16 protein-coding genes and 1 pseudogene are annotated in these 21063 nt (G+C 72.0%); 7 read left to right on the top strand and 10 right to left on the bottom strand.

The window, feature by feature from the left end; all coding sequences use genetic code 11:
• Window positions 1-55: 55 nt before the first annotated feature.
• Window positions 56-1495, top strand: a complete 1440-nt coding sequence (locus tag PH203_RS12470) for a S28 family serine protease (protein ID WP_289919834.1) — start codon at window positions 56-58, stop codon at window positions 1493-1495.
• A gap of 43 nt (window positions 1496-1538) precedes the next feature.
• Here the strand turns inward: PH203_RS12470 and PH203_RS12475 are convergent, their stop codons facing one another.
• The 3 genes from PH203_RS12475 to PH203_RS12485 form a co-directional block, all read right to left on the bottom strand.
• On the bottom strand, window positions 1539-2168 hold the full coding sequence (locus PH203_RS12475; RefSeq protein ID WP_289919836.1) for a hypothetical protein: 630 nt from the start codon (window positions 2166-2168) through the stop codon (window positions 1539-1541).
• Window positions 2169-2325: 157 nt separating this feature from the next.
• On the bottom strand, window positions 2326-4125 hold the full coding sequence (locus PH203_RS12480) for a glycoside hydrolase family 3 protein (RefSeq protein WP_289919837.1): 1800 nt from the start codon (window positions 4123-4125) through the stop codon (window positions 2326-2328).
• 358 nt (window positions 4126-4483) lie between these two features.
• A complete protein-coding gene (locus PH203_RS12485) occupies window positions 4484-5401 on the bottom strand; it encodes a LysR family transcriptional regulator (RefSeq protein WP_289919838.1) in 918 nt (305 codons plus the stop codon).
• A 181-nt stretch (window positions 5402-5582) separates the two neighbouring features.
• Between PH203_RS12485 and PH203_RS12490 the strand changes: the two genes are divergently transcribed.
• Window positions 5583-6497 (top strand): EamA family transporter, encoded by a 915-nt coding sequence (locus PH203_RS12490; protein ID WP_289919840.1) that lies wholly within the window; start codon window positions 5583-5585, stop codon window positions 6495-6497.
• Between the two features lie 74 nt (window positions 6498-6571).
• Here PH203_RS12490 and PH203_RS12495 read toward each other — a convergent pair.
• Window positions 6572-6793 (bottom strand): annotated as a pseudogene (locus PH203_RS12495) (histidine phosphatase family protein); the annotation flags it as partial.
• A 249-nt stretch (window positions 6794-7042) separates the two neighbouring features.
• On the opposite strand from PH203_RS12495, the gene aroA reads away from it, so the two are divergent.
• Entirely contained in the window at window positions 7043-8290 is a 1248-nt protein-coding gene (aroA, locus tag PH203_RS12500; protein ID WP_289919841.1) for a 3-phosphoshikimate 1-carboxyvinyltransferase, read from the top strand.
• Window positions 8287-8970, top strand: coding sequence for a GNAT family protein (locus PH203_RS12505; protein ID WP_289919842.1), 684 nt, complete (start codon window positions 8287-8289; stop codon window positions 8968-8970). The genes aroA and PH203_RS12505 overlap by 4 nt, the downstream gene beginning before the upstream one ends.
• Here PH203_RS12505 and PH203_RS12510 read toward each other — a convergent pair.
• Complete coding sequence (locus PH203_RS12510) at window positions 8967-12374, bottom strand: S8 family serine peptidase (protein ID WP_289919844.1); 3408 nt, start codon at window positions 12372-12374, stop codon at window positions 8967-8969. The two genes, PH203_RS12505 and PH203_RS12510, sit on opposite strands and share 4 nt — an antisense overlap.
• 165 nt (window positions 12375-12539) lie before the next feature.
• Window positions 12540-13493: a LysR substrate-binding domain-containing protein gene (locus PH203_RS12515; RefSeq protein WP_289919847.1), complete on the bottom strand. Its 954-nt coding sequence runs from the start codon at window positions 13491-13493 to the stop codon at window positions 12540-12542.
• 51 nt (window positions 13494-13544) lie between these two features.
• Between PH203_RS12515 and PH203_RS12520 the strand changes: the two genes are divergently transcribed.
• A complete protein-coding gene (locus PH203_RS12520; RefSeq protein WP_289919848.1) occupies window positions 13545-14117 on the top strand; it encodes an alpha/beta hydrolase in 573 nt (190 codons plus the stop codon).
• A 205-nt stretch (window positions 14118-14322) separates the two neighbouring features.
• Here the strand turns inward: PH203_RS12520 and PH203_RS12525 are convergent, their stop codons facing one another.
• From PH203_RS12525 to PH203_RS12540, 4 genes are all read right to left on the bottom strand, one after another.
• The gene (locus tag PH203_RS12525) at window positions 14323-15123 is read right to left on the bottom strand and encodes a sugar phosphate isomerase/epimerase family protein (RefSeq protein WP_289919850.1); all 801 of its coding nucleotides are present in this window, start codon (window positions 15121-15123) and stop codon (window positions 14323-14325) included.
• A 34-nt stretch (window positions 15124-15157) separates the two neighbouring features.
• Window positions 15158-16090: a bifunctional helix-turn-helix transcriptional regulator/GNAT family N-acetyltransferase gene (locus PH203_RS12530; RefSeq protein ID WP_289919852.1), complete on the bottom strand. Its 933-nt coding sequence runs from the start codon at window positions 16088-16090 to the stop codon at window positions 15158-15160.
• Window positions 16091-16217: 127 nt separating this feature from the next.
• The gene (locus PH203_RS12535; protein ID WP_289919853.1) at window positions 16218-16814 is read right to left on the bottom strand and encodes a dihydrofolate reductase family protein; all 597 of its coding nucleotides are present in this window, start codon (window positions 16812-16814) and stop codon (window positions 16218-16220) included.
• 294 nt (window positions 16815-17108) lie between these two features.
• Window positions 17109-18173, bottom strand: coding sequence for a LacI family DNA-binding transcriptional regulator (locus tag PH203_RS12540; protein ID WP_289919854.1), 1065 nt, complete (start codon window positions 18171-18173; stop codon window positions 17109-17111).
• Window positions 18174-18725: 552 nt separating this feature from the next.
• Between PH203_RS12540 and PH203_RS12545 the strand changes: the two genes are divergently transcribed.
• Both PH203_RS12545 and PH203_RS12550 read left to right on the top strand, forming a co-directional pair.
• On the top strand, window positions 18726-19877 hold the full coding sequence (locus PH203_RS12545) for a Gfo/Idh/MocA family oxidoreductase (RefSeq protein ID WP_289919855.1): 1152 nt from the start codon (window positions 18726-18728) through the stop codon (window positions 19875-19877).
• The gene (locus tag PH203_RS12550) at window positions 19874-21028 is read left to right on the top strand and encodes a dihydrodipicolinate synthase family protein (RefSeq protein WP_289919858.1); all 1155 of its coding nucleotides are present in this window, start codon (window positions 19874-19876) and stop codon (window positions 21026-21028) included. The genes PH203_RS12545 and PH203_RS12550 overlap by 4 nt, the downstream gene beginning before the upstream one ends.
• The last annotated feature ends 35 nt before the right edge of the window (window positions 21029-21063 follow it).

The raw sequence follows: 21063 nt of genomic DNA on the forward strand, positions 1-21063 counted from the left end.
CCGGAGTTGCTCCGATAGCTTCCGGCTCGCACGTCTGTCTCACAGGGGAGGGTGCATGCGCAAGGCGCTCAGATGGCTGCTGGCGCTCACGGTGCTCATAGGCACGTTGAGCACGGCAGGGGCGGCCACCGCCGCCGAGCCGGAGGCCACCGGCACCACCGGCACCACCGACATCAAGGATCAGCTGCTCTCCATACCGGGTGTGAGCCTGATCGAGGAGAAGCCGTACACCGGGTACCGCTACTTCGTCCTCAACTTCACCCAGCCGGTGGACCACCGGCATCCGTCCAAGGGCACGTTCCAGCAGCGCATCACCGTGCTGCACAAGGACGTCTCCCGCCCGACGGTCTTCTTCACCAGCGGCTACAACGTCTCCACGACACCCCGCCGCAGCGAGCCGACCCAGATCGTGGACGGCAACCAGGTCTCCCTGGAATACCGCTTCTTCACCCCGTCCCGGCCCGACCCGGCCGACTGGACCAAGCTGGACATCTGGCAGGCCGCCAGCGACCAGCACCGGGTCTTCAAGGCGCTGAAGAAGATCTACACCAAGAACTGGATCAGCACCGGCGGCTCCAAGGGCGGCATGACCGCCACCTACTACGAGCGCTTCTACCCGAAGGACATGGACGGCGTCGTCGCCTATGTCGCCCCCAACGACGTGGTGAACAAGGAGGACTCGGCCTACGACCGCTTCTTCGCGACCGTCGGCACCAAGGAGTGCCGCGACCGGCTGGGCGCCGTGCAGCGCGAGGCGCTGGTACGCCGGGAGGCCCTGGAGAAGAAGTACGCGGCGCTCGCCGAGGCCGAGGGCTTCACCTTCAACACCGTCGGCAGCCTCGACAAGGCGTACGAGGCCGTCGTACTCGACTACGTGTGGGGCTTTTGGCAGTACAACCTGCTGGAGAACTGCGGCGACGACGAGCTGATCCCGCCGAACGCGGCCACCGCGACCGACGACCAGATCTGGAACTCGATCGACACGATCTCCGGGTTCTCCTTCTACACCGACCAGGGCCTGTCGCCGTACACGCCGTACTACTACCAGGCGGCGACCCAGCTCGGCGCTCCGACGATCAAGTTCCCGCACATCGAGAAGAAGTACATCCGCTACGGCTACCAGCCGCCGCGGAACTTCGTGCCGCGGGAGATCCCGACCAGGTTCCAGCCGTACGCGATGCGTGACGTGGACAACTGGGTGAAGCACAACGCCCGTCACATGCTCTATGTCTACGGCCAGAACGATCCCTGGGGCGCCGAGCCGTTCCACCTCGGCAAGGGTGCGAAGGACAGCTATGTCCTCACCGCCCCCGGCATGAACCACGGCGCGAACGTGGCCGGTCTGGTCGCCGACCAGAAGGCCTTCGCCACCGCTCGCATCCTCGACTGGGCGGGCGTCTCGGCCACCGCGGTCGAGGCGGCCAAGCCGCTGGCGAAGTTCGACAAGAAGCTGGACGTCCGGGACGTGGAGCGCGAGCCCACGCTCCGGCCGTAAGCAGTCCGGCCGTAAGCAGTCCGGTCGCTGCGCCCGGCTCCCGTCACACGGGCCGGGCGCAGCCCACCGGTTCCTCCCCGCCGAGTTGGACGTACAGGGCCGTGGAGATCGGGCACTGACTCCGCTTCGCGACCGCCTTCGCCACCTTGAACTCCGGCTTCTTCTCGCCCTTGCCGTCACATGCCGTCTCGCGGACCTGGCCGTCGCCGGAGTTGTAGACACAGTCGCCGACGATGGTGCGCGGGCCGCCTCCGCCGCCCGGGTCACCGGGGTGCGGCGGGGTGAGGTTGCGCATACAGGCGTAGCCCTGCGGGACCGCCCCGTCGCCGTCCTCGTCGGAGGACGGGCTCTGTTCGCTGATGTGCAGCACGAAGTCGGTGGTCCCCGGGCACAGCGGCCCGTCGTTCACCTTGCCGTCGAAGCGCGCCACGACCCGTGCCGCCGCCCGCTCGCTGCCGCAGCTGACCTCGGTGAAGCTGGTCTTCCCGAACGAGCTGCACTCGTCGACCGCCAGGAACACCGACCCGAACCCCGAGGCCCTGGTCGGTGTCACCACCTCGCTGAGCCGGCCGTCACCCTCCGCGGCGTCCGACGAGCCCTGGCACCCCGTCAGCAGGGCGACGAGCAGTACCGCCAGTGCGCACACCACCCCCGCGGAACATCTCTCACGCATCGCATCCCCCCGGACACCCCCGTCCAGCGTGACCCGCCGTTGCGGGCACACGCCAGACGTGCGGGGTGCTTTGCGCCCTTTGGCGGGCGCCCGCCGGGTGCGCGGCGTACGGCGCGCTACGCCCGATACGGCAGCGCGTGCGCGTGACGTGCGCGTACTACGCCGGGTACGACAGCCCGTACCCGATCGGGTACAGCACCTCGGCCGGCTCGTCCGCCCGCTGCACCGGCACCGGCAGTCTCCCGCGCGGCGCCGCCCGCCCCGCGATCACCCGGGCGGCCGCCCGCAGTTCGACGTCGGTCCACGAGTAGGACGCCAAGTACGCCGGCACACCGGGCAGCTGGGCCACGTCGTAGGGATTGCGGACCGCGATCGCGACCACCGGCTTCCCGGTGGCGAGCAGCTGTTCGACGAGCTTCTTCTGGGTGCTGGTCGCCGAGACGTTGTACGTCCCGACGACCACCGCGTCCACGTCCCGCGCCGCCGCGACCGCCTTGGCGATGGTGGCGTCGGAGGGGGCCGTGCCGGTCGACAGGGCCGTCGCGGCGAACCCGAGCTCGCCGAGCGCGGCCGCGAGCACCCCGGTCGGCGGTCCCGTCGTACCGGACGGGGAGGCCGGATCGGCACCGGTGACGAGCAGCCTGCGCGGCGACAGGGGAAGCAGCTCGCCCTTGTTGACCAGCAGGGTCGTGGTCCGCTCGGCGATCCGATCGGCCTTCGTGAGATGCGAGGGGATGCCGACGGTCCGGGTCACCCCCTCCTGACTGACGTACGGCGCCTCGAACAGCCCGAGCCTCGCCTTCAGCCGCAGCACCCGCAGGATCGACTCGTCGAGCCGCGTCTCGGTCAGCTCGCCGTCCTGCACGGCCTTCAGCACGGCGTTCCATGCGACGTCCAGGTGCGGCGGGTTGAGGAGCTGATCGACGCCCGCCTTCAGCGCGAGCACGGGCACGCGGTCGTCGCCGTACTTCGTGCGTACGCCCTCCATGCCGAGCGAGTCGGTCACGACGACCCCGTCGTAGCCGAGCTCGCCGCGCAGTATGCCGTCCAGGATGGGCCGGGAGAGCGTGGCCGGGTCGCCGGAGTCGTCGAGGGCCGGGACCATGATGTGCGCGGTCATGATCGAGTCGATGCCGGAGGCGATCGCGGCACGGAACGGCGGGGCGTCGAGCTGCTCCCACTGGGCGCGGGTGTGGGTGATGACCGGGAAGCCGTAGTGGCTGTCGACGGCGGTGTCGCCGTGCCCGGGGAAGTGCTTGGCGGTGGCGGCGACCTGCCGCCCGCGCTGGTACCCGGCGACCTCGGCGGCGACGAGCCCGGCCACCGCGTCCGGGTCGGCGCCGAAGGAGCGGACGCCGATGACCGGGTTGGCCGGGTTGACGTTGACGTCGGCGACGGGGGAGTAGTTCTGCCGGATGCCGAGGGCGCGCAGCTCCCGCCCGGCGATGCTGCCGAGGGTGAAGGCGTCCTTGTGCGACCGCCCGGCGCCGATCGCCATCGCCCCCGGGAAGAGGGTGGCGGGCTCGCCGACCCGGCAGACGATGCCGTGCTCCTGGTCGGTGGAGATGAGGACGGGCAGACCGCGCTCGCGGGACAGGGACGCCTTCTGGATCCCGTTCGACAGGTCGGCGATCTGGTGCGGATCGCGGGTGTTGTGCGCCCAGCTGAAGTAGATGATGCCGCCGACGTGGTAGCGGGCGATCAGCTCGGCGGCCGTACGGACGCCGATCTCCTTGAGGTTGGCATCGATGTCGGCCTGGTCGGGGTCGGTGGCGGAGTGGCCGTAGACCCGCATCACGAAGAGTTGGCCGACCTTCTCTTCCAGCGTCATACGGGAGATCAGGGAACGGAGCTTGCGGTCGTCGTGCTTCGTTTCGCCGGCCTGGGCGGTGCCGCTCGCGGTGAAGGCGGCGGCGACGCCTGCGCCGGCGGCGAGGACGGTACGTCTGGAGGGCAACGTGCGCTCCTTCCGGAGGTGATCCGCTGAAGGAAACTTCCGAGGAGTCACCAATATCCGGGAAGTTTCTGCCAGTCAAGGGAGCGAACAGTAACCCGGAGGCGGGCCCGGGCCCGGGAAATGAAGAGGGAAGAAGAGGAAAAAGGAGGGGCCGCCATCGGCGCTGTTGGAGGGGGGCGCGCCGATGGCGGCGTGCTGTCGGCCGCAGTGCGGCGGAGAGGGTAAGTCAGCGTTCGCAGCCAGCAGCGAGGCCGACACCGCACCGCGGTGACTCTCCGACAGCTTGCGCATTGGACGAGCGGGGGCCGGGCCGGGTTCCCGGGTTGGCCCCGAATCCCGGAAGTTGGTGAAGCGGGGATCAACGGGACGGGTGAGCCGCCACCTTGGGCCAGTGCTGTTGCAGAGTGCGCACGGTCTCCGTGATCGACGGACGTCCCGTGGCGCCCGTGCGCCACAGCGCGTACAGCCGTCGTACGGGCGTCGGGTCGAGCTCGACCTCGACGACCCCGGCGGGCAGCGGGCCGCGGCCGAGACGGGGGATGAGGCAGATGCCGAGTCCGGCGGCGACGAGGGCGACCAGGGTCGGGTTCTCGTCGGCCTGGTGGATGATGTCCGGCTCGTGGCCGGCGGCCCGCAGGGTGCGTACCAGCCAGTCGTGGCAGACCCGGCCGGGCGGCTGGCACACCCAGCGCTCCCCGCCGAGGTCCTCGCGCCGGACCCGCTCCCGGGCGCCGAAGGGATGCCCCTCGGGGACCAGCAGCGTGCACCGGTCCTCGCCGAGCGCGGCCTGCTCCACCCCGGGCGGCACCGGCAGCGGTGAGATGTCCCAGTCGTGCACGACGGCCAGGTCCAGCGCGCCCCGCGCCACCAGCCCGACCGACAGATGCGGGTCGATCTCACAGAGCCGTACGTCGAGGGCGGGGTGCCGGTGGGCGAGATCGGCCAGCACGCCCGGCAGCAGCCCGCGCGCCGCCGACGCGAACGCCGCCACCGTCAGCCGTCCCGCCGGGGTGTGCCGCCGCTGCTCGATGCCGGTCTCGGCGCGCTCCACGATCGCGAGCAACTGCTCGGCGGTGTCGACGAGTTGCAGCGCCTCCGCGGTCAGCCGCACACCCCGCCCCGCCCGCTCCAGGAGCACGGTCCCGGTCTCCCGCTCCAGCTTGGCGATCTGCTGGGACACGGCGGAGGGTGTGTAGCCGAGGGCGACGGCGGCGGCGCCGACGGTGCCGTGCACGGAGACGGCGTGCAGGGCGCGGAGGCGTTGCAGATCGAGCATGCCCGGACTCCTCATGGCGAGCGGCGTATTGGCCAGGCGTATTGGCCAGGCGTATCGGCCAGGTGTATTGGCCAAGCGTGTTGACCAGTGGGGCGCTGGACGCATTGATAAGCGCTGCTTAATCCCACCATGCAGCAATCATCGCTGGTGCTACATGGTCGAGGCGGGTGATCCTCGACGCATGCGCCCCGCACACATCGCCCTGGCCGTCCTCGTCACCGCCGTATGGGGCGTCAACTTCACCGTCATCGAGATCGGCCTCGACCACTTCCCGCCCCTGCTCTTCTCCGCCCTGCGCTTCCTCGCGGCGGCCCTGCCCGCGGTGTTCTTCGTGGGGCGGCCCAAGGTGGCGTGGAAGTGGATCGTGGCGGTGGGCCTGGTGCTGGGGGTCGCCAAGTTCGGTCTGCTGTTCATCGCGATGGACGCGGGGATGCCGGCCGGTCTGTCCTCGCTGGTGCTCCAGATCCAGGCGGTGTTCACGGCCGTGATCGCCTTCGCGGTCCTGGGGGAACGGCCCTCCGGCATCCGGGCGCTGGGCATGCTGGTGGCGCTGGCCGGGATCGGGGTCGCCGCCGTCGACGAGGGCACCTCGGGCCCCCTCGGCGCCTTCGCCCTGTGTGTCGCGGCGGCGGCCTGCTGGGGCGCCTCGAACGTCCTGACCCGCAAGGCGGCACCTCCGGACGCCCTCAATTTCATGGTCTGGGTCAGCACGGTCCCGGTCCTCCCCCTCCTCGCCCTGTCCCTCCTGACGGAGGGCCCGACCCGGGACTACGACGCCCTGCGCGCCCTCGACTGGCAGGGCGCCGGCACGGTCGTCTACGTCGCCTGGATCACGACCGTCTTCGGCTTCGGGGCATGGGGCTGGCTGCTCCGCCGCCACCCGGCGTCGACGGTGGCCCCCTTCTCCCTCCTCGTCCCGGTCTTCGGGATGTCGTCGGCGGCCCTGTTCCTCGGCGAGGGCGTGAGCGGGCTGCGCTGGTGCGCGGCGGCACTGCTGGTGGCCGGGGTGGCACTGGCGTCGGTGACGCCTCGGCGAACGGGGCGGGTCGATCCCGTGGGCGCGGTGACGGGGGAGCCGGTGCTGGACCGGGCGTGAGGGGATGGCTGTGGTCGGCGTTTCTGGTTCCCGGTCTGGTCACTGGCTGTGCCGTGTTTCCGGTGCGGGGGTGCGGGATGGGCGGCCGCGATCCGGTGCAGGGCCGCGACTCCCCGGGCTGCGACTCCCCGGGCGGTGGCCCCGGCCGGGTCCTCGGCGCCGGGGAACGGGTGGGCCACCGGGTCCGCGCGCAACGCCACCGCCGCCTCGGGGTCCTCCTTCGCGAACTCCGCGAGGGTACGGCCCTCCACCACACCGAAGTCGCATTCGCGCAGATCGGGGGCGCGGTGCGGGCTGTGGTGCCGGCGTCGGTGACGCGTCGGCGAACGGGGCGGGTCGATCCCGTGGGCGCGGTGGCGGGGGGCCGGTGCTGGACCGGGCGTGAGGGGTTGGCTGTGGTCGGCGTTTCTGGTTCCCGGTCTGTCACTGGCTGTGCCGTGTTTCCGGTGCGGGGGTGCGGGGTGTGGTGACGCCTCGGCGAACGGGGCGGGTCCATCCCGTGGACGTGGCGGCGGGCGAGCCGGTGCTCGGCCGATCATGAGGGCATGCCCACGGTCGACATCCCCGGTTCCAAGTCCATCACCGCCCGCGCCCTGTTCCTGGCGGCGGCCGCCGACGGCGTCACCACGCTGGTGCGGCCCTTGCGCTCGGACGACACGGAGGGCTTCGCCGAGGGGCTGACCCGGCTCGGCTACCGCGTCGGCCGCACCCCGGACACCTGGCAGGTCGACGGCCGCCCCGAGGGCCCCGCCGTGCCGGAGGCCGACGTGTACTGCCGGGACGGCGCGACGACCGCCCGCTTCCTGCCGACGCTGGCCGCGGCCGGCCACGGCACCTACCGCTTCGACGCCTCGCCGCAGATGCGCCGCCGGCCGCTGCTGCCGCTCTCGCGCGCCCTGCGCGACCTGGGCGTGGACCTGCGGCACGAGGAGGCGGAGGGCCACCACCCGCTGACGGTACGGGCGGCCGGCGTCGAGGGCGGGGACGTGGTGCTGGACGCGGGCCAGTCGTCCCAGTACCTCACCGCGCTGCTGCTGCTCGGCCCGCTGACCCGAAAGGGGCTGCGGATCAAGGTCACGGACCTGGTCTCGGTGCCGTACGTGGAGATCACCATCGCGATGATGCGGGCGTTCGGGGTGGAGGTGGGCCGGGAGGGGAACACCTTCGTGGTCCCGCCGGGCGGCTACCGCGCGACGATGTACGCCATCGAACCCGACGCCTCCACGGCCGGCTACTTCTTCGCCGCCGCGGCGGTCACCCCGGGCGCCGAGGTGACGGTCCCGGGCCTCGGGACGGGCGCGCTCCAGGGCGACCTGGGCTTCGTGGACGTACTGCGGCGGATGGGCGCGGACGTGTCGGTGACGGCGAAGGGCACGACCGTCCGGGGCACCGGCCGGCTCGACGGCCTGACCGTCAACATGCGGGACATCTCGGACACGATGCCGACACTGGCGGCGATCGCGCCCTTCGCCACGGGCCCGGTACGGATCGAGGACGTGGCGAACACCCGGGTCAAGGAGTGCGACCGGCTGGAGGCCGGTGCGGAGAACCTGCGGCGGCTCGGGGCACAGGTGGCGGTGGGCCCGGACTGGATCGAGATCCAGCCGGGGTTCGGCGGCCGTACGACGGGCGTGGAGATCACCTCGTACGGTGACCACCGCATGGTGATGTCCTTCGCGGTCACCGGGCTGCGGGTGCCCGGTATTTCGTTCGACGACCCCGGCTGTGTCCGGAAGACTTTCCCCGGTTTCCACGAGGCGTTCGCGGCACTGCGAAAGGACATCGGGCAGTGAGCTTCAAGCTGGAAGGGCCGCTTCTGGAGGGTGAGTTGGTGCGCCTGGAGCCACTGGAGCACCGGCACGCGGCCGGACTCGCGGCGGCGGCCGAGGAGAACCGGGACACCTACGGTTTCACCTGGGTGCCGCGGGCCGACGAGGTCCCCGGGTACATCGACGCACAGCTCGGCCGGGCGGCGGACGGCAAGCTCGCACCGTACACGCAGATCCATACGGCCACCGGGCGCGTGGTCGGCACCACCTCCTTCTGGGAGCCGCGCAGTTGGCTGTCGGAGGACCGGCTCGACGCCATCGAGATCGGCTTCACCTGGCTGGCCCGGTCCGCGCAGGGCACGGGCGTGAACGCCGAGTCCAAGCTGCTGCTGCTCCGGCACGCCTTCGAGCGGTGGGCCGTGTCCCGCGTGGACCTGAAGACCGACGCCCGCAACGCCCGTTCCCGCGCGGCGATCGAGAGCCTCGGGGCGCGGTTCGAGGGCGTGCTGCGCAACTGGTCGCGGTCCTGGGCGCCGGGCGAGGACGGCCGGCTGCGTGACACGGCGATCTTCTCGATCACGGCGGCGGAGTGGCCGCAGGCCCGGACCCGGCTGGAGCAGCGGATGGCGAGGTTCGCGGCCCGGGACCGGCCGGTGGCGTGTCCGGAGCACGGGCTCGGACACGCCACCGGGTCCTTGGGCTAGCGGACCGTGAGGTAGGCCCGTTCGATGGTCTGGACGGCCGTGTTGCCGGCGCGGTCGGTCAGTTCGGCCCGCAGGGAGACGGTGCCGGGGGCGGACGGGTGGTGGAGGGACAGGCGCTTGCCGGCCACGGCCCCGACCGGCGTCCAGGTCCGGCCCTCGTCGTACGACACCTTGAACCTCAGCTTTTTGACGCCTGCCCCGGCGGCCGCGCCCTCGACGGTGAACGGCACGTCGAACCGGGCGCCCGCCTTGGCGGTGCTGGCCGGGGAGAGGTCGGGGGAGAAGCGGACGACGGACAGCGGCAGCCGGGTCCAGGTGCCGGCGGCGGTCTGCGCCGAGCGGAACGTCCAGCGGGTCCGGACCCGGGTGCTGACCGGGTACATCGCGGGGTCCCGGGTGGCGTCGAGGCTCAGTTCGTAGCGGCGGGCCTCGGCGGGAACGGCGTACGTCGCCCGGTAGAGCGGGTCGCCGTCGGTGGGGATCTCCTCGCCGTCGGCGCGCAGCGCGGCCTTCAGCTCGTAGGCGCTGGTGCCGAGGTCGCCCTCGCCGTCGCCGAACAGGGGGAGGACCGCCTTGATCGTGTTGCCGTGCCGCGCGAGGCCGGGGCGCAGGTCCACCGGTTCGCCCTCGACCGGGGGCAGGGACGGACCGAAGACACCGACGTTGATCTTCTTGGTGTAGCTCCGGCCGGCCTCGTACGTGCGGAACTGTCCGAGCAGCGAGGACAGCGACGTCCACTGTTCCGCGGAGTAGCCCCACTTCACGCCGTTGCCGAGGACGTACTCGGTGGTCCGCAGCGGCAGTTCACGCCAGACGGGGGTGCTGAAGTCGGCGCCGACCCGGTCGTCGGGGGAGAGGGGCATCGCGTAGAGCAGGCCGGTGTCCGGGGTGGTGGGTGTGCCGAAGGTGAGGTCGACCTTGGCGAGGTCCTCGCGCCGGACGTCGGCGGTGAAGGCGCCGAGCGCGCCCGTACGGTTCCACGCCAAGCGGTAGTTGACGGCGCGTCCGTCGGCCTCCGCGCTCCTCCAGAAGCCGCTGTACTGGGCGTACGCCGCGTCCTTCGGCGCCTCGGGGCCGACGTGCGCGACCTTGAAGCTCTGGAAGTCGGGGAAGTTGTAGACCGCCCAGGCGTCGAGGGCCCTGCCGTCGCTGCGGGTGTAGCCGGGGACGAGCTGGGCGTGGTCGTTGCGCGCCGCGGCGTCGGGCACGGTGACCTTCACCGACTCGGCCTCGCGGGCGTCCATCACGATGGTGGTGTCCTTGTCCAGCTCCACGGAGGGAGCGAGGAAGTACGATCCGCCGGCCGGCTCGCCGTCGCCGCCGAGGATGCCGGTGAGCGCGTAACTGCCCTTGGGCAGCCGGACGGTGAGCTCGCCGTCGTCGCCGGCGAGGTCCGCGGAGTAGTCGCGGTCGCGGCCGTCGATCCTCGTCCAGCCGTTGACGGACGGCTTGCCCTCGTCGTCGAGCTGCTTGATGGTCAGGTCGTACGACTCGGCCTCGCGCTCCACACCGAACGCGGTACGCACCGACACCTTGCCGTCGGCCGAGGCCGCGGTCACCGAACCGCCCCAGGAGCCGACGGCCTCCCCGCCGACGCGGGTGTCGGCGGTCACCGTGACGCTCGCCGTACCGCCTGCGGGCACCGTCACCTGCCGCGCCGAGATGTCGAACATGCCCTCGGGAGCGGGCTTGCCGTCCACCCCGAGCGCCTCGACGGACAGGTCCAGGACGGCCTGTTCGGTGCCGAGGTTGCGGTACGTGATCTCCTTGGCGACCGGCTGGTCGTCGCCGTGCGGCCAGGCGGGGCGGCCGAAGCTGACCGGGCCGTTCTCGGCCACGACGGTCTGCGTGATCGCCCGGGCCACATCGGTACGACCGGTGCCCTGCTGGTAGGCGCTGTACGGGCCGGGCTTCGCGGAGCCGGTCAGCGCCGCCTTGATCCGCTCACCGCTCCAGTCCGGGTGCTGCTGCGCCAACAGGGCGGCGGCGCCCGCGACATGCGGGGTGGCCATCGAGGTACCGCTGAGTTCCGCGTAACCGGCCGTCCCCGCCGGGAACCACTCCTCCATGTTGCTCGCGGTGGAGGCGGCGGCCACGATGTCGACGCCCGGCGCGGTCAGGTCCGGCTTGAGGCCGCCGTCGCCGACGCGCGGGCCGCGGCTGGAGAAGTCGGCGAGCTTGTCGTCCTTGTCCACCGCCCCGACCGTCAGCGCGGCGTCGGCGCTGCCCGGCGAGCCGACGGTGCTCTCGCCGGCCCCGCCCTCGTTGCCCGCGGCGATGACGAACAGGGTGTCCGAGGTGGCGGAGAGCCGGTTGACCGTCTCCTCCAGCGGGTCGACGCCCATGGTGTCGGTGCCGCCCATGCTCATGTTGACGACATCGGCGCCCTCGGCGACCGCCCACTCCATGCCCGCGATGATGTCGGAGTCCCAGCCCCCGCCACCGTCGTCCAGCACCTTGCCGGCCAGAATGCGTGCCCCCGGCGCGGCGCCCTTGTACTTCCCGCCCGACTTGGCGCCCGTACCGGCGATGGTGGCCGCCACATGGGTGCCGTGGCCGTTGCGGTCCACACTGTCCGCCGCGTCGGAGAAGTTCCGCTCGGCGATCTCCTGGCCCGCGAGGTCGGGGTGGGTCTGGTCGACACCGGTGTCCAGCACGGCGACCTTGACGCCCGTGCCGTCGAACCCGGCCTCCCATGCCGCCGGTGCGCCGATCTGCGGCACGCTCCTGTCCAGGTCGGCCTTGCGCTTGCCGTCCAGCCAGACCTTCTCGATCTTCTTCGCCGCCGGGGACCCGGCCAGCCGGGCGGTGCCCTCGCCGCCGTCGGCACCGTCGGTGAAGGTGTCCCAGAACGCGGTACCCCCGCGCTTGTCGGCCCGCAGCGCCACGCCGTTGACCGTGTCCAGCGTCTGGCTCACCCGGGCCCGCGCGGCACGGAACGCACTGGCCGCGGGTGTCCCGTCGCCGCCGTAGGTGACGATGAGCGGCAGGTCGGACCGGCGCGCGTCGTCGTAGCCGTACGCGAGCAGCTCGGTGATGTCGAACAGCCGCCGGTCGAGCTTGCCCTGGATCACGGGCAGCGCCGCGTCGCCCGGGGTGACGTAGGTGTGCCCGTCGACCTTCCGGACCGAGAACGAGGCGCCCTCACGTCCCTCGGCCCGCTCGATCCCGGTGACCGAACCGTCCTTCGCGACCGACACCTTGTCCCCGGTGATCAGCGTCACCGTCCGGGTGATGCGGGCGTCCTTCGCGTCCGCCGAAGCGCCGGGAGTGCCGGGAGTGCCGGGAGTGCCGGGAGTGCCGGGAGCGGCGAGGGCCGGCCCCGCGCCGGGGGCCGCCGTCGCGGCCAGTACGACGGCCAGGGCGATCAGTAGATGTCTTGTGGGGGGTGTGGGTATACCCATTGCCTGTCTCTCGTCTAGGCGTCACGGAATGATCACGCCCGACGAGGCTGCAACCGGCTTGTGACCGAGCATGGACCGGAAGATAACGGAACGGCAACGGCGGGTGGGGGCATGGTGGGCGGGGCCCGCCCGCTCAGCCGCGAGGGCTCTGGTGACCGGCCCGATTCAGAGGGGCGGGGCGGGCCTCACCGCGCTCCGCGCCGTCTCCCGCAGCTGGTCCCGGACGGCGGCCAGCACCGGATCCCGCTCCGCCCCCGTCCGTACCGCCGCGAAGACGTTCCGTGCCGGCGCTTCCCCCGCCGTCGCCAGCACCGCCAGCCGCCGATGCTCGTACAACGGCCGGACCAGGCGCGGGATCAACGCCACCCCCGCCCCCGCCTCGACCAGCGCCGCCAGCGCACCCCAGTCGTTCACCGCGTGCCGGATGTCCGGGGTGAAACCGGCCGTCGCGCACACCGCGCGGGCGATCGCACCCACGCAGCTGCGGGCGTCCCCGGCGATCCATGCCTCGGTGGCCAACTCCCGCAGCGGGACCGGTGCAGCGCGCCCGGCCAGCCGGTGATCCGCCGGGACCACGAGATCCATCGCGTCCCGCAGCAGATCGACCCGGCTGTACCGACGGTCCGTGTGCGGCGGGGTGGCCGCGAAATCCACCGCCACCGCCACGTCCACCTGACCGGCGTCCAGGGCCGTGAACAGATCCGGCGGCTCCGCCTCCACCACGTCCACCCGCACATCCGGCAGCCGCTCGCGCAACCCCCGCAGCACGCCCGGCAGCAGCCCCAGGATCCCGCTGGAGAAGCAGCCGATGGTCACCGAGCCGCGCCCGCCCCCGTCGTACGCCGCCAAGTCGGCGCGGGCCCGCTCCAGTTGGGCGGCGATCGCATCGGCGTGGGTCAGCAGGACCCGGGCCTGGCCGGTGAGCCGTACGCCCCGGCCGTCCCGTTCGGTGAGGGGCGTCCCGAGCTCGCGGGACAGTGCCGCGATCTGCTGCGAGACCGCCGAGGGGGTCAGATGAAGGGCCTCCGCCGTGCGCGCGAGGCTGCCGCGGCGCTGGAGTTCACGCAGGACGGTCAGGCGGCGCAGATCGACTGTGAAGGTCTCGCTTACCTGTTCCATCGAGAAAGGTTAACTGGACCTGCCCGGCCGGCATCGGAAACCATCGCACCCATGACCGCCTACCTCATCCTCCACGGCTGGCAGAACCACCGTCCCGAAAACCACTGGCAGCACTGGCTCGCCGACCGGCTCACCGAGCTCGGGCACGAGGTCACGTACCCCCAGCTGCCCGACCCGGACGACCCCGGGCTGGAGGTGTGGCTCGGCGAACTCGCCCGCCACCTCGCCGCGGGCCCGGACGTCGTCCTCGCCCACAGTCTCTCCGCCGTCCTGTGGCTGCACGCAGTCTCGCGCGGGATCGTCGAGGAGGGTGACGTGGACCGCGTACTGCTCGTCAGCCCGCCCTCCCCGTCCGTCCTCGCCCGCTACCCCGAGGTCGCCGAATTCGCCCCGCCCGCACCGGAGTTCACCTTTCCCGGCCCGACCCGCCTCATCGCCGGCGACGACGACCCGTACAGCCCGGAGGGCGCCCGCGCCGTGTACGGCGACCCCCTCGCCCTCCCCACCACCCTCCTCCCCGGCGCCGCCCACCTCGACCTGGACGCGGGTTACGGCTCCTGGCCTTCGGTGCTGGAGTGGTGCCTGGACCCGGAGACAGAGCTCAGGGTCCGGCCGGGGCGGTAGCCGTCCGAACTCGGGGGTCGACCGGAGCGGTGGCCGCGCGCGAGGTCAGGAGTCCGGTCGGAGCGGCGGCCGCGCCCGAGCTCAGAGGGCGACCGGAGCGGTAGCCACGCGCCCGCGCCGCCGGCCGCCGCCGCACCGGCCGCCACCGGCCTTCTCCCGCGCCCGGAGAGTCGCCCCCCGTGCAGTCGCGCCCGAGCAGCAGTGCTCAGGCACTCTCGTTGAGCAGCCGCCCCAGATGCTCGCGCCCCGCGCCCAGCAGTTCGGGAAGCGGCGCGGCCCCCTCGTACCACCGCTTCTCGTACTCCCAGCAGAGCCAGCCGTCCCAGCCGTGCCGGGAGAGCACCTCGACGCACTCGGAGAGGGGCAGCACGCCCGCGCCGAGCGGGAGCGGGGTGGTGTCGTCGGGGGAGGAGATGTCCTTGACCTGGACGTATCCGAGATACGGGGACAGTGCCGCGTAGGTCTCCAAGGGCTGCTCGCCCCCGAGCCAGGTGTGCATGACGTCCCAGAGGGAACCGACATGGCGGTGGCCGACCAGGCCCAGCACACGGATCGCGTCGGCTCCGGTGCGGTGCGAGTCGTGGGTCTCCAGGAGGATGCGTACGCCGATGTCGGCCGCGTCCTCCGCCGCCGTACCGAGCCTGCGCGCAGCCGTCGCGTCCGCCTCGGCCGGGGTCTGTTCGGGGCTCGCGCCGGGGAAGACGCGGATGTAGGGGGCGCCCAGGTCGTGGGCGAGGTCGAGGAGGGCGCGGATCTCCGCCAGTACCGGCTCGTCGTCGCCCGGCGCGGCCACGCGCGCGTACCCGGCGAGGCCCAGGATCTCCACTCCGGCCGCCTTGAACTCGGCGACCACGCCGGCCCGCCGGGCGGCGTCGATGCCCGGATGCACCGGCTCCTCCGGGTGGGCGCGCAGCTCTACGCCGTGATAGCCGTGCGTGGTCGCGAGGCCGAGCACCTCGGGGAGGGGGAGACCGGGGACGCCGAGAGTGGAGAACGCCAGCTTCATGCTCCGGACTCTACGCGGCACAGGACCGCACGCGTCACTCCTCAGCCGCGTGCAGATCCAGGCGCCAGTCCTGGCCGACCAGGTCCTTGCCGAAGGAGCGGTGCGGCTTCTCGGCGAGGAGGACGAAACCGTGGCGCTGGTAGATGTGCCGGGCGGAGCTGAGGATGTCGTTGGTCCACAGGACCAGCTCGCGGTAGCCGACGCCGCGCGCGAAGTCGATGACGGCCGTGACGAGCCGGTCGCCGATGCCGAGCCCGCGGGCCTGTGGTTCCACCAGGAGCAGCCGCAGGCGGGCGGCGCCCGGGGCCTCGTCCCGTACGCACATCACGCACCCCACCGCCCGGCCGTCGAGCTCCGCGATCCACACCCGCTCCAGATGCGGGTCGTGGTCCTCCGCGAAGTCGGCGACGATCCGGGCGACCAGCCCCTCGTAGTCCGCGTTCCAGCCGTACTCGGCGGTGTAGAGCGCGGCGTTGCGCTGCACGATCCAGCCCAGGTCACCGGGGCCGGGCTCGCGCAGCAGGACGTCCTCGCGGCGTGGGGGGCGGCCGTCGGACAGCAGCTCGCGGACGGTGCGCATCGCCTCGGCGAGACGGGGCCGGTCGGCCGACGGGACGGTCGCCAGCAGCGCCCCGACCGATTCGTCCGCGCGCTCGGCGAGCAGCGCCGCGGTCTCCCGCCCCCGCGCGGTGAGCGTGACCCGCCGCCGGCGCGGGTCACTGCGGGACGGGGTGCGCTCGATCAGCCCGTCCTGCTCGAACTTGTTGAGGATCCGGCTCAAGTAGCCCGCGTCCAGCGAGAGTTCGGTGCGCAGATCCGCCGCGTCGGTACGCGGGGAGTGCGCGAGCTCGTACAGGACGCGGGACTCGGTGAGGGTGTACGGGGCGTACAGCTGGCGGCTGTAGTCGAGGGCGCCGATGACGTTCGTGTAGAAGCGGTTGAAGGCGCGGATGTCCTGGACGGTCATGGTCGTCGCCCCCCGGTGGTTGACGCAGAATTCCTGACTCAGTCAGAGATACCGTGGGATCGAGCGTAGGACGTCCGCGCCTTCGCGGCTACCCCTCGGCGGCTGCGCCGGCCGCGGCCCCGCGTGGTCAGGCCTCGGCCGCCGGCCGGTAGACGCAGAGCTGTACGCCTGTCTTGCCGGTGACCGAGGACACCAGCTCGAAGGGCCGCTTCCCGCCGTCCGACGGGAAGACCGACTTGCCGCCGCCGAGGAGCACGGGCATCACGGCGAGCTGGAGCTCGTCGACCAGGCCCTCGGCGAGGAGGGTGCGGACGAGGGTGGGGCTGCCCATCATCGCGAGGTCGCCGCCCTCGGCCGCACGCAGTTCGCGGATGCGGGCGACGGCCTCGCCGCCCGGGATGCGGGTGGTGTTGTTCCAGGTCAGCTCGGAGTCGCCGAGGGTGTCGGTCACGACGTACTTCTTCAGGGAGTTCAGCCGGTCGGCGAAGGGGTCACCGGCCCGCTCCGGCCATGCGCCCGCCATCGTGAGATACGTCCGCCGCCCGTACAGCAGTGCTTCGGCCCGCTCCAGCCCCTCGGTGAACGCGGGGCCGAGCACCTCCTCGTCGAAGTACGGGTGCGACCAGCCGCCGTGGGCGAACCCGCCGTCGGTGTCCTCGTCGGGACCTCCGGGCGCCTGGACGATGCCGTCGAGGCTGATGAACTCGGTGACGACGATACGCATGGGAATCAACTCCGGTTGGTCGATCGGGTGATGACGGCAATGAGACCGGTGGCTGCCGTGGAAATCATCGATGTGGCTCCGGAGTCGTTCAAGATCTTCTCCGCCCTGCGGGGTCCGCCCGCAGCGGAACATGCGGAGAGGAAGACTCCGGACACTCGAAGAAACGCTTGCGTCGCAACGCCGGTCCGGGTCCTTCAGCCCCAGTCCGGCCTTCGAGGGCGAGGCCCGTTCGGGGCCGCGGCGGGGGTCCGGGGGCGGCGGCTCCCGGGGACGGCCACCCGGCCACCGGGTACGTCAACCCCGCGGCGCCCCGGGGTCCCGCGGCCCCCCGGTAGACCCCCGCACCATCAACTCCCCCCGGATGACAGCGATCCCCCCAGGCGGCTCCTCCTCCCGCCCCATGGCGATCCGCCCCGCCCGAGCCCCTGCCTCCGCCAACGGCAACCGCACAGTCGTCAACGCCGGCACCGCATCGATGCTGAACGGCAGATCATCGAACCCGGCGACGGACACGTCATCCGGAATCCGCAGCCCCGAGTCCCGCAGCGCGGCGCACGCCCCCAGCGCCACGGAGTCGTTCGCCGCCACCACCGCCGTGAGGGACGGATCCCGCCGCAGCAGCTCCAGCGTCGCCTCGTACCCGGACCGCCGGTCATACCGCCCGTGCACGGTCCACCGGGGATCCTCGGCGATCCCCGCATCCGCGAGCGCGGCGCGATGCCCCTCCAGCCGATGCCGGGTGGTCGTCCGCTCCTCGGGCCCCGCGATGTACCCGAGCCGCCGGTGCCCGAGCCCGATCAGATGCTCGGTCAGCTCCCGCCCGCCCCCGCGGTTGTCGAAGGTCAGCGCGATCGCGGAGGTGTCCGGCGCAGGCGGCCGCCCGCACAGCACCACCCGGGTCCCGGCGTCCCCCAGCTTCCGCAGCTTCGCCGCGACCGCCGCCGCGTGCGGCGCATCCTCGACCGCACCGCCCGTCAGCACGACAGCGGCCGCCCGCTGTCTCTGCAGCAGCGTGAGATATGTCAGCTCCCGCTCCGGCGAACCCCCGGTGTTGCAGGTCACCGCCAGCCGCTCACCCCCCGCGCGCCCGCCGGGCCCGCCGATCTCCGACTGGATCGCGCTCGCCATGATCCCGAAGAAGGGGTCCGCGATGTCGTTGACGAGGATCCCGACCAGGTCGGACGTCGCCGCGGCCAGCGCGCTCGCCGGCCCGTTCAGTACGTAGTCCAGCTCGTCCACGGCTCGCAGCACCCGCTCACGGGTGGATGCGGCCACGGGATAGTTCCCGTTCAGCACGCGCGACACCGTCGCGGGCGAGACCTGCGCGCGGGCCGCCACGTCCGCCAGGGTCACCGTCATCTCGTCGTCCTCCGGTCGCGCATCTCAGTCGTACCTCGTTGTACTCGCACTCGTGCATCGCACGCGCACACGCAGCGAGCCGCAGCCGCGCTCACACACCGCACGCGCAGCCGGCCGCAGCCGCGCACGCACCGCGCGCAGCCACAGCCGCACACGCACACCGCACACGCACGCCCCACGCCCACACCACGCCCACACGCCGCAACGCGCAGCCGCACGCGCACGCGCATGCCGCACGCGGTTCGGCGCATCCGCACATCGCGCCAACACACCGCCCGCGCAGCCCGCCCGCACACCGCACCCGCACCTTGTACACGCACACCCGCACAGGAATGGTTTCGACCAGACCTTAAGGCCCCAGCCCCCCGTTGTTCGCCCCCTCGAACAACTCGACCCCGTCACGGTCTTGTCCGGACCACTGCTCAGAGGCTAGCTTCTTCCTAGATAGAAAGCGCTTGCTGTAACGCTCACCAGTCGAGGCGTACGCGGCGCGCACAACCGCGTACGGAATGCGCAGGCAATGCTGCGTACGACGCCTACGAAGGGATCGACGTGACACGCAAGACGGTGCGTATCGCCATGAACGGCGTGACCGGGCGCATGGGCTACCGCCAGCATCTGGTCCGCTCCATCCTGGCGCTCCGCGAGCAGGGCGGCCTCGACCTCGGCGACGGCACCGTGCTGTGGCCGGAGCCGATCCTGGTCGGCCGCCGCGAGCACGCGCTCAAGGCGCTCGCCGAGAAGCACGGTCTGGAGCACTGGGCGACGGACGTGGACGCGGTCCTCGCCGACGAGACCGTCGACATCTTCTTCGACGCCGCGATGACCTCGGGCCGCGAGGAGATCCTCAAGAAGGCCATCGCCGCGGGCAAGCACGTCTACACCGAGAAGCCGACCGCGACCGGCCTCGAAGGTGCCATCGAGCTGGCCCGTCTGGCACGTGAGGCGGGCGTCAAGTCCGGTGTCGTGCAGGACAAGCTGTTCCTGCCCGGCCTGCTCAAGCTCAAGCGGCTCATCGACGGCGGCTTCTTCGGACGGATCCTGTCCGTGCGCGGCGAGTTCGGCTACTGGGTCTTCGAGGGCGACTGGCAGGAGGCCCAGCGCCCGTCGTGGAACTACCGCGCGGAGGACGGCGGCGGCATCGTCGTCGACATGTTCCCGCACTGGGAGTACGTCCTGCACGAGCTGTTCGGCCGCGTGACCTCGGTGAACGCGCTGGCCACGACGCACGTCCCGACCCGCTGGGACGAGAACGGCAAGCCCTACTCCGCCACCGCCGACGACTCCGCGTACGGCATCTTCGAGATCGAGGGTGGTGTCGTCGCCCAGATCAACTCCAGCTGGGACGTACGCGTCAACCGCGACGAGCTGGTCGAGTTCCAGGTGGACGGCACGGAGGGGTCGGCGGTCGCCGGTCTGCGCAACTGCCGTGTCCAGCACCGCAGTGCGACGCCGAAGCCGGTCTGGAACCCGGACCTGCCCGCCACCTACTCCTTCCGCGACCAGTGGCAGGAGGTCCCGGACAACACGGAGTTCGACAACGGCTTCAAGGTCCAGTGGGAGCTCTTCCTCAAGCACGTGTACGCCGGTGCCGACTACCGCTGGGACCTGCTCGCCGGTGCGCGCGGCGTGCAGATGGCCGAGCTGGGCCTGAAGTCCTCGGCCGAGGGCCGCCGTCTCGACGTGCCGGAGATCTCGCTGTGACGATCCGACTTCCCGACTTCAAGGGCGGCTTGAGGGCGTACGAACCCCGCACCGAGCCGCTGGCGGTGAAGACCGGCACCCCCTTCACCTCCCGTACGGTCTTCTCGGCGGCCCACGTCGTCGCGGACCCGTTCGCCGACACGACCCCCGACTCGCCCGCCGCCGTCGACTGGGACGCCACCCTCGCCTTCCGCCGCCACCTGTGGTCCCACGGGCTCGGTGTCGCCGAGGCGATGGACACCGCCCAGCGCGGGATGGGCCTGGACTGGGCGGGCGCCGCGGAGCTGATCCGCCGGTCCGCCGCCGAGGCCAAGTCCGTCGGCGGACTCGTCGCCTGCGGTGTCGGCACCGACCAGCTCACCGGCCCGGCGACCCTGGCCGAGGTCCGCGCGGCCTACGAGGAGCAGCTCGCCCTCGTCGAGGAGTCCGGCGCCCAGGCCATCCTGATGGCCTCCCGCGCCCTCGCGGCGGCCGCCGAGGGCCCCGAGGACTACCTGGAGGTCTACGGCCACCTGCTCCGCCAGGCGTCCGAGCCGGTGATCCTGCACTGGCTCGGCCCGATGTTCGACCCGGCCCTTGAGGGCTACTGGGGCTCGTCCGACCTGGACGCGGCGACCGACACCTTCCTGGAGGTCATCGCGGCCCACCCGGACAAGGTCGACGGCATCAAGGTGTCGTTGCTGGAGGCCCAGCGCGAGATCGACATCCGCCGCCGTCTCCCGCAGGGCGTCCGCTGCTACACCGGCGACGACTTCAACTATCCCGAGCTGATCGCGGGCGACGAGAAGGGCTTCAGCCACGCCCTCCTCGGCATCTTCGACCCGCTGGGCCCGCTCGCGGCCGAGGCGGTCCGCGTCCTGGACACCGGCGACACGGCGGGCTTCCGTGAACTCCTCGACCCCACCGTCGAGTTGTCCCGCCACCTCTTCCAGGCCCCCACCCGCTTCTACAAGACCGGCGTGGTGTTCCTGGCCTGGCTCGCGGGCCACCAGAGCCACTTCACGATGGTCGGCGGCCTCCAGTCGGCCCGCTCCCTCCCGCACTTCGCGCGCGCCTACGAACTCGCCGACGGCCTGGGCCTGTTCCCGGACCCGAAGCTGGCGGAGGAGCGCATGAAGACCCTGCTGAGCCTGTACGGAGTGAACCAGTGACCGCGACCGGCGACCTCTCCCGCTTCTCCATCAAC

This window comes from Streptomyces sp. S.PB5 (assembly GCF_030403745.1).
In the GTDB taxonomy this organism is placed as follows: Bacteria; Actinomycetota; Actinomycetes; order Streptomycetales; family Streptomycetaceae; genus Streptomyces.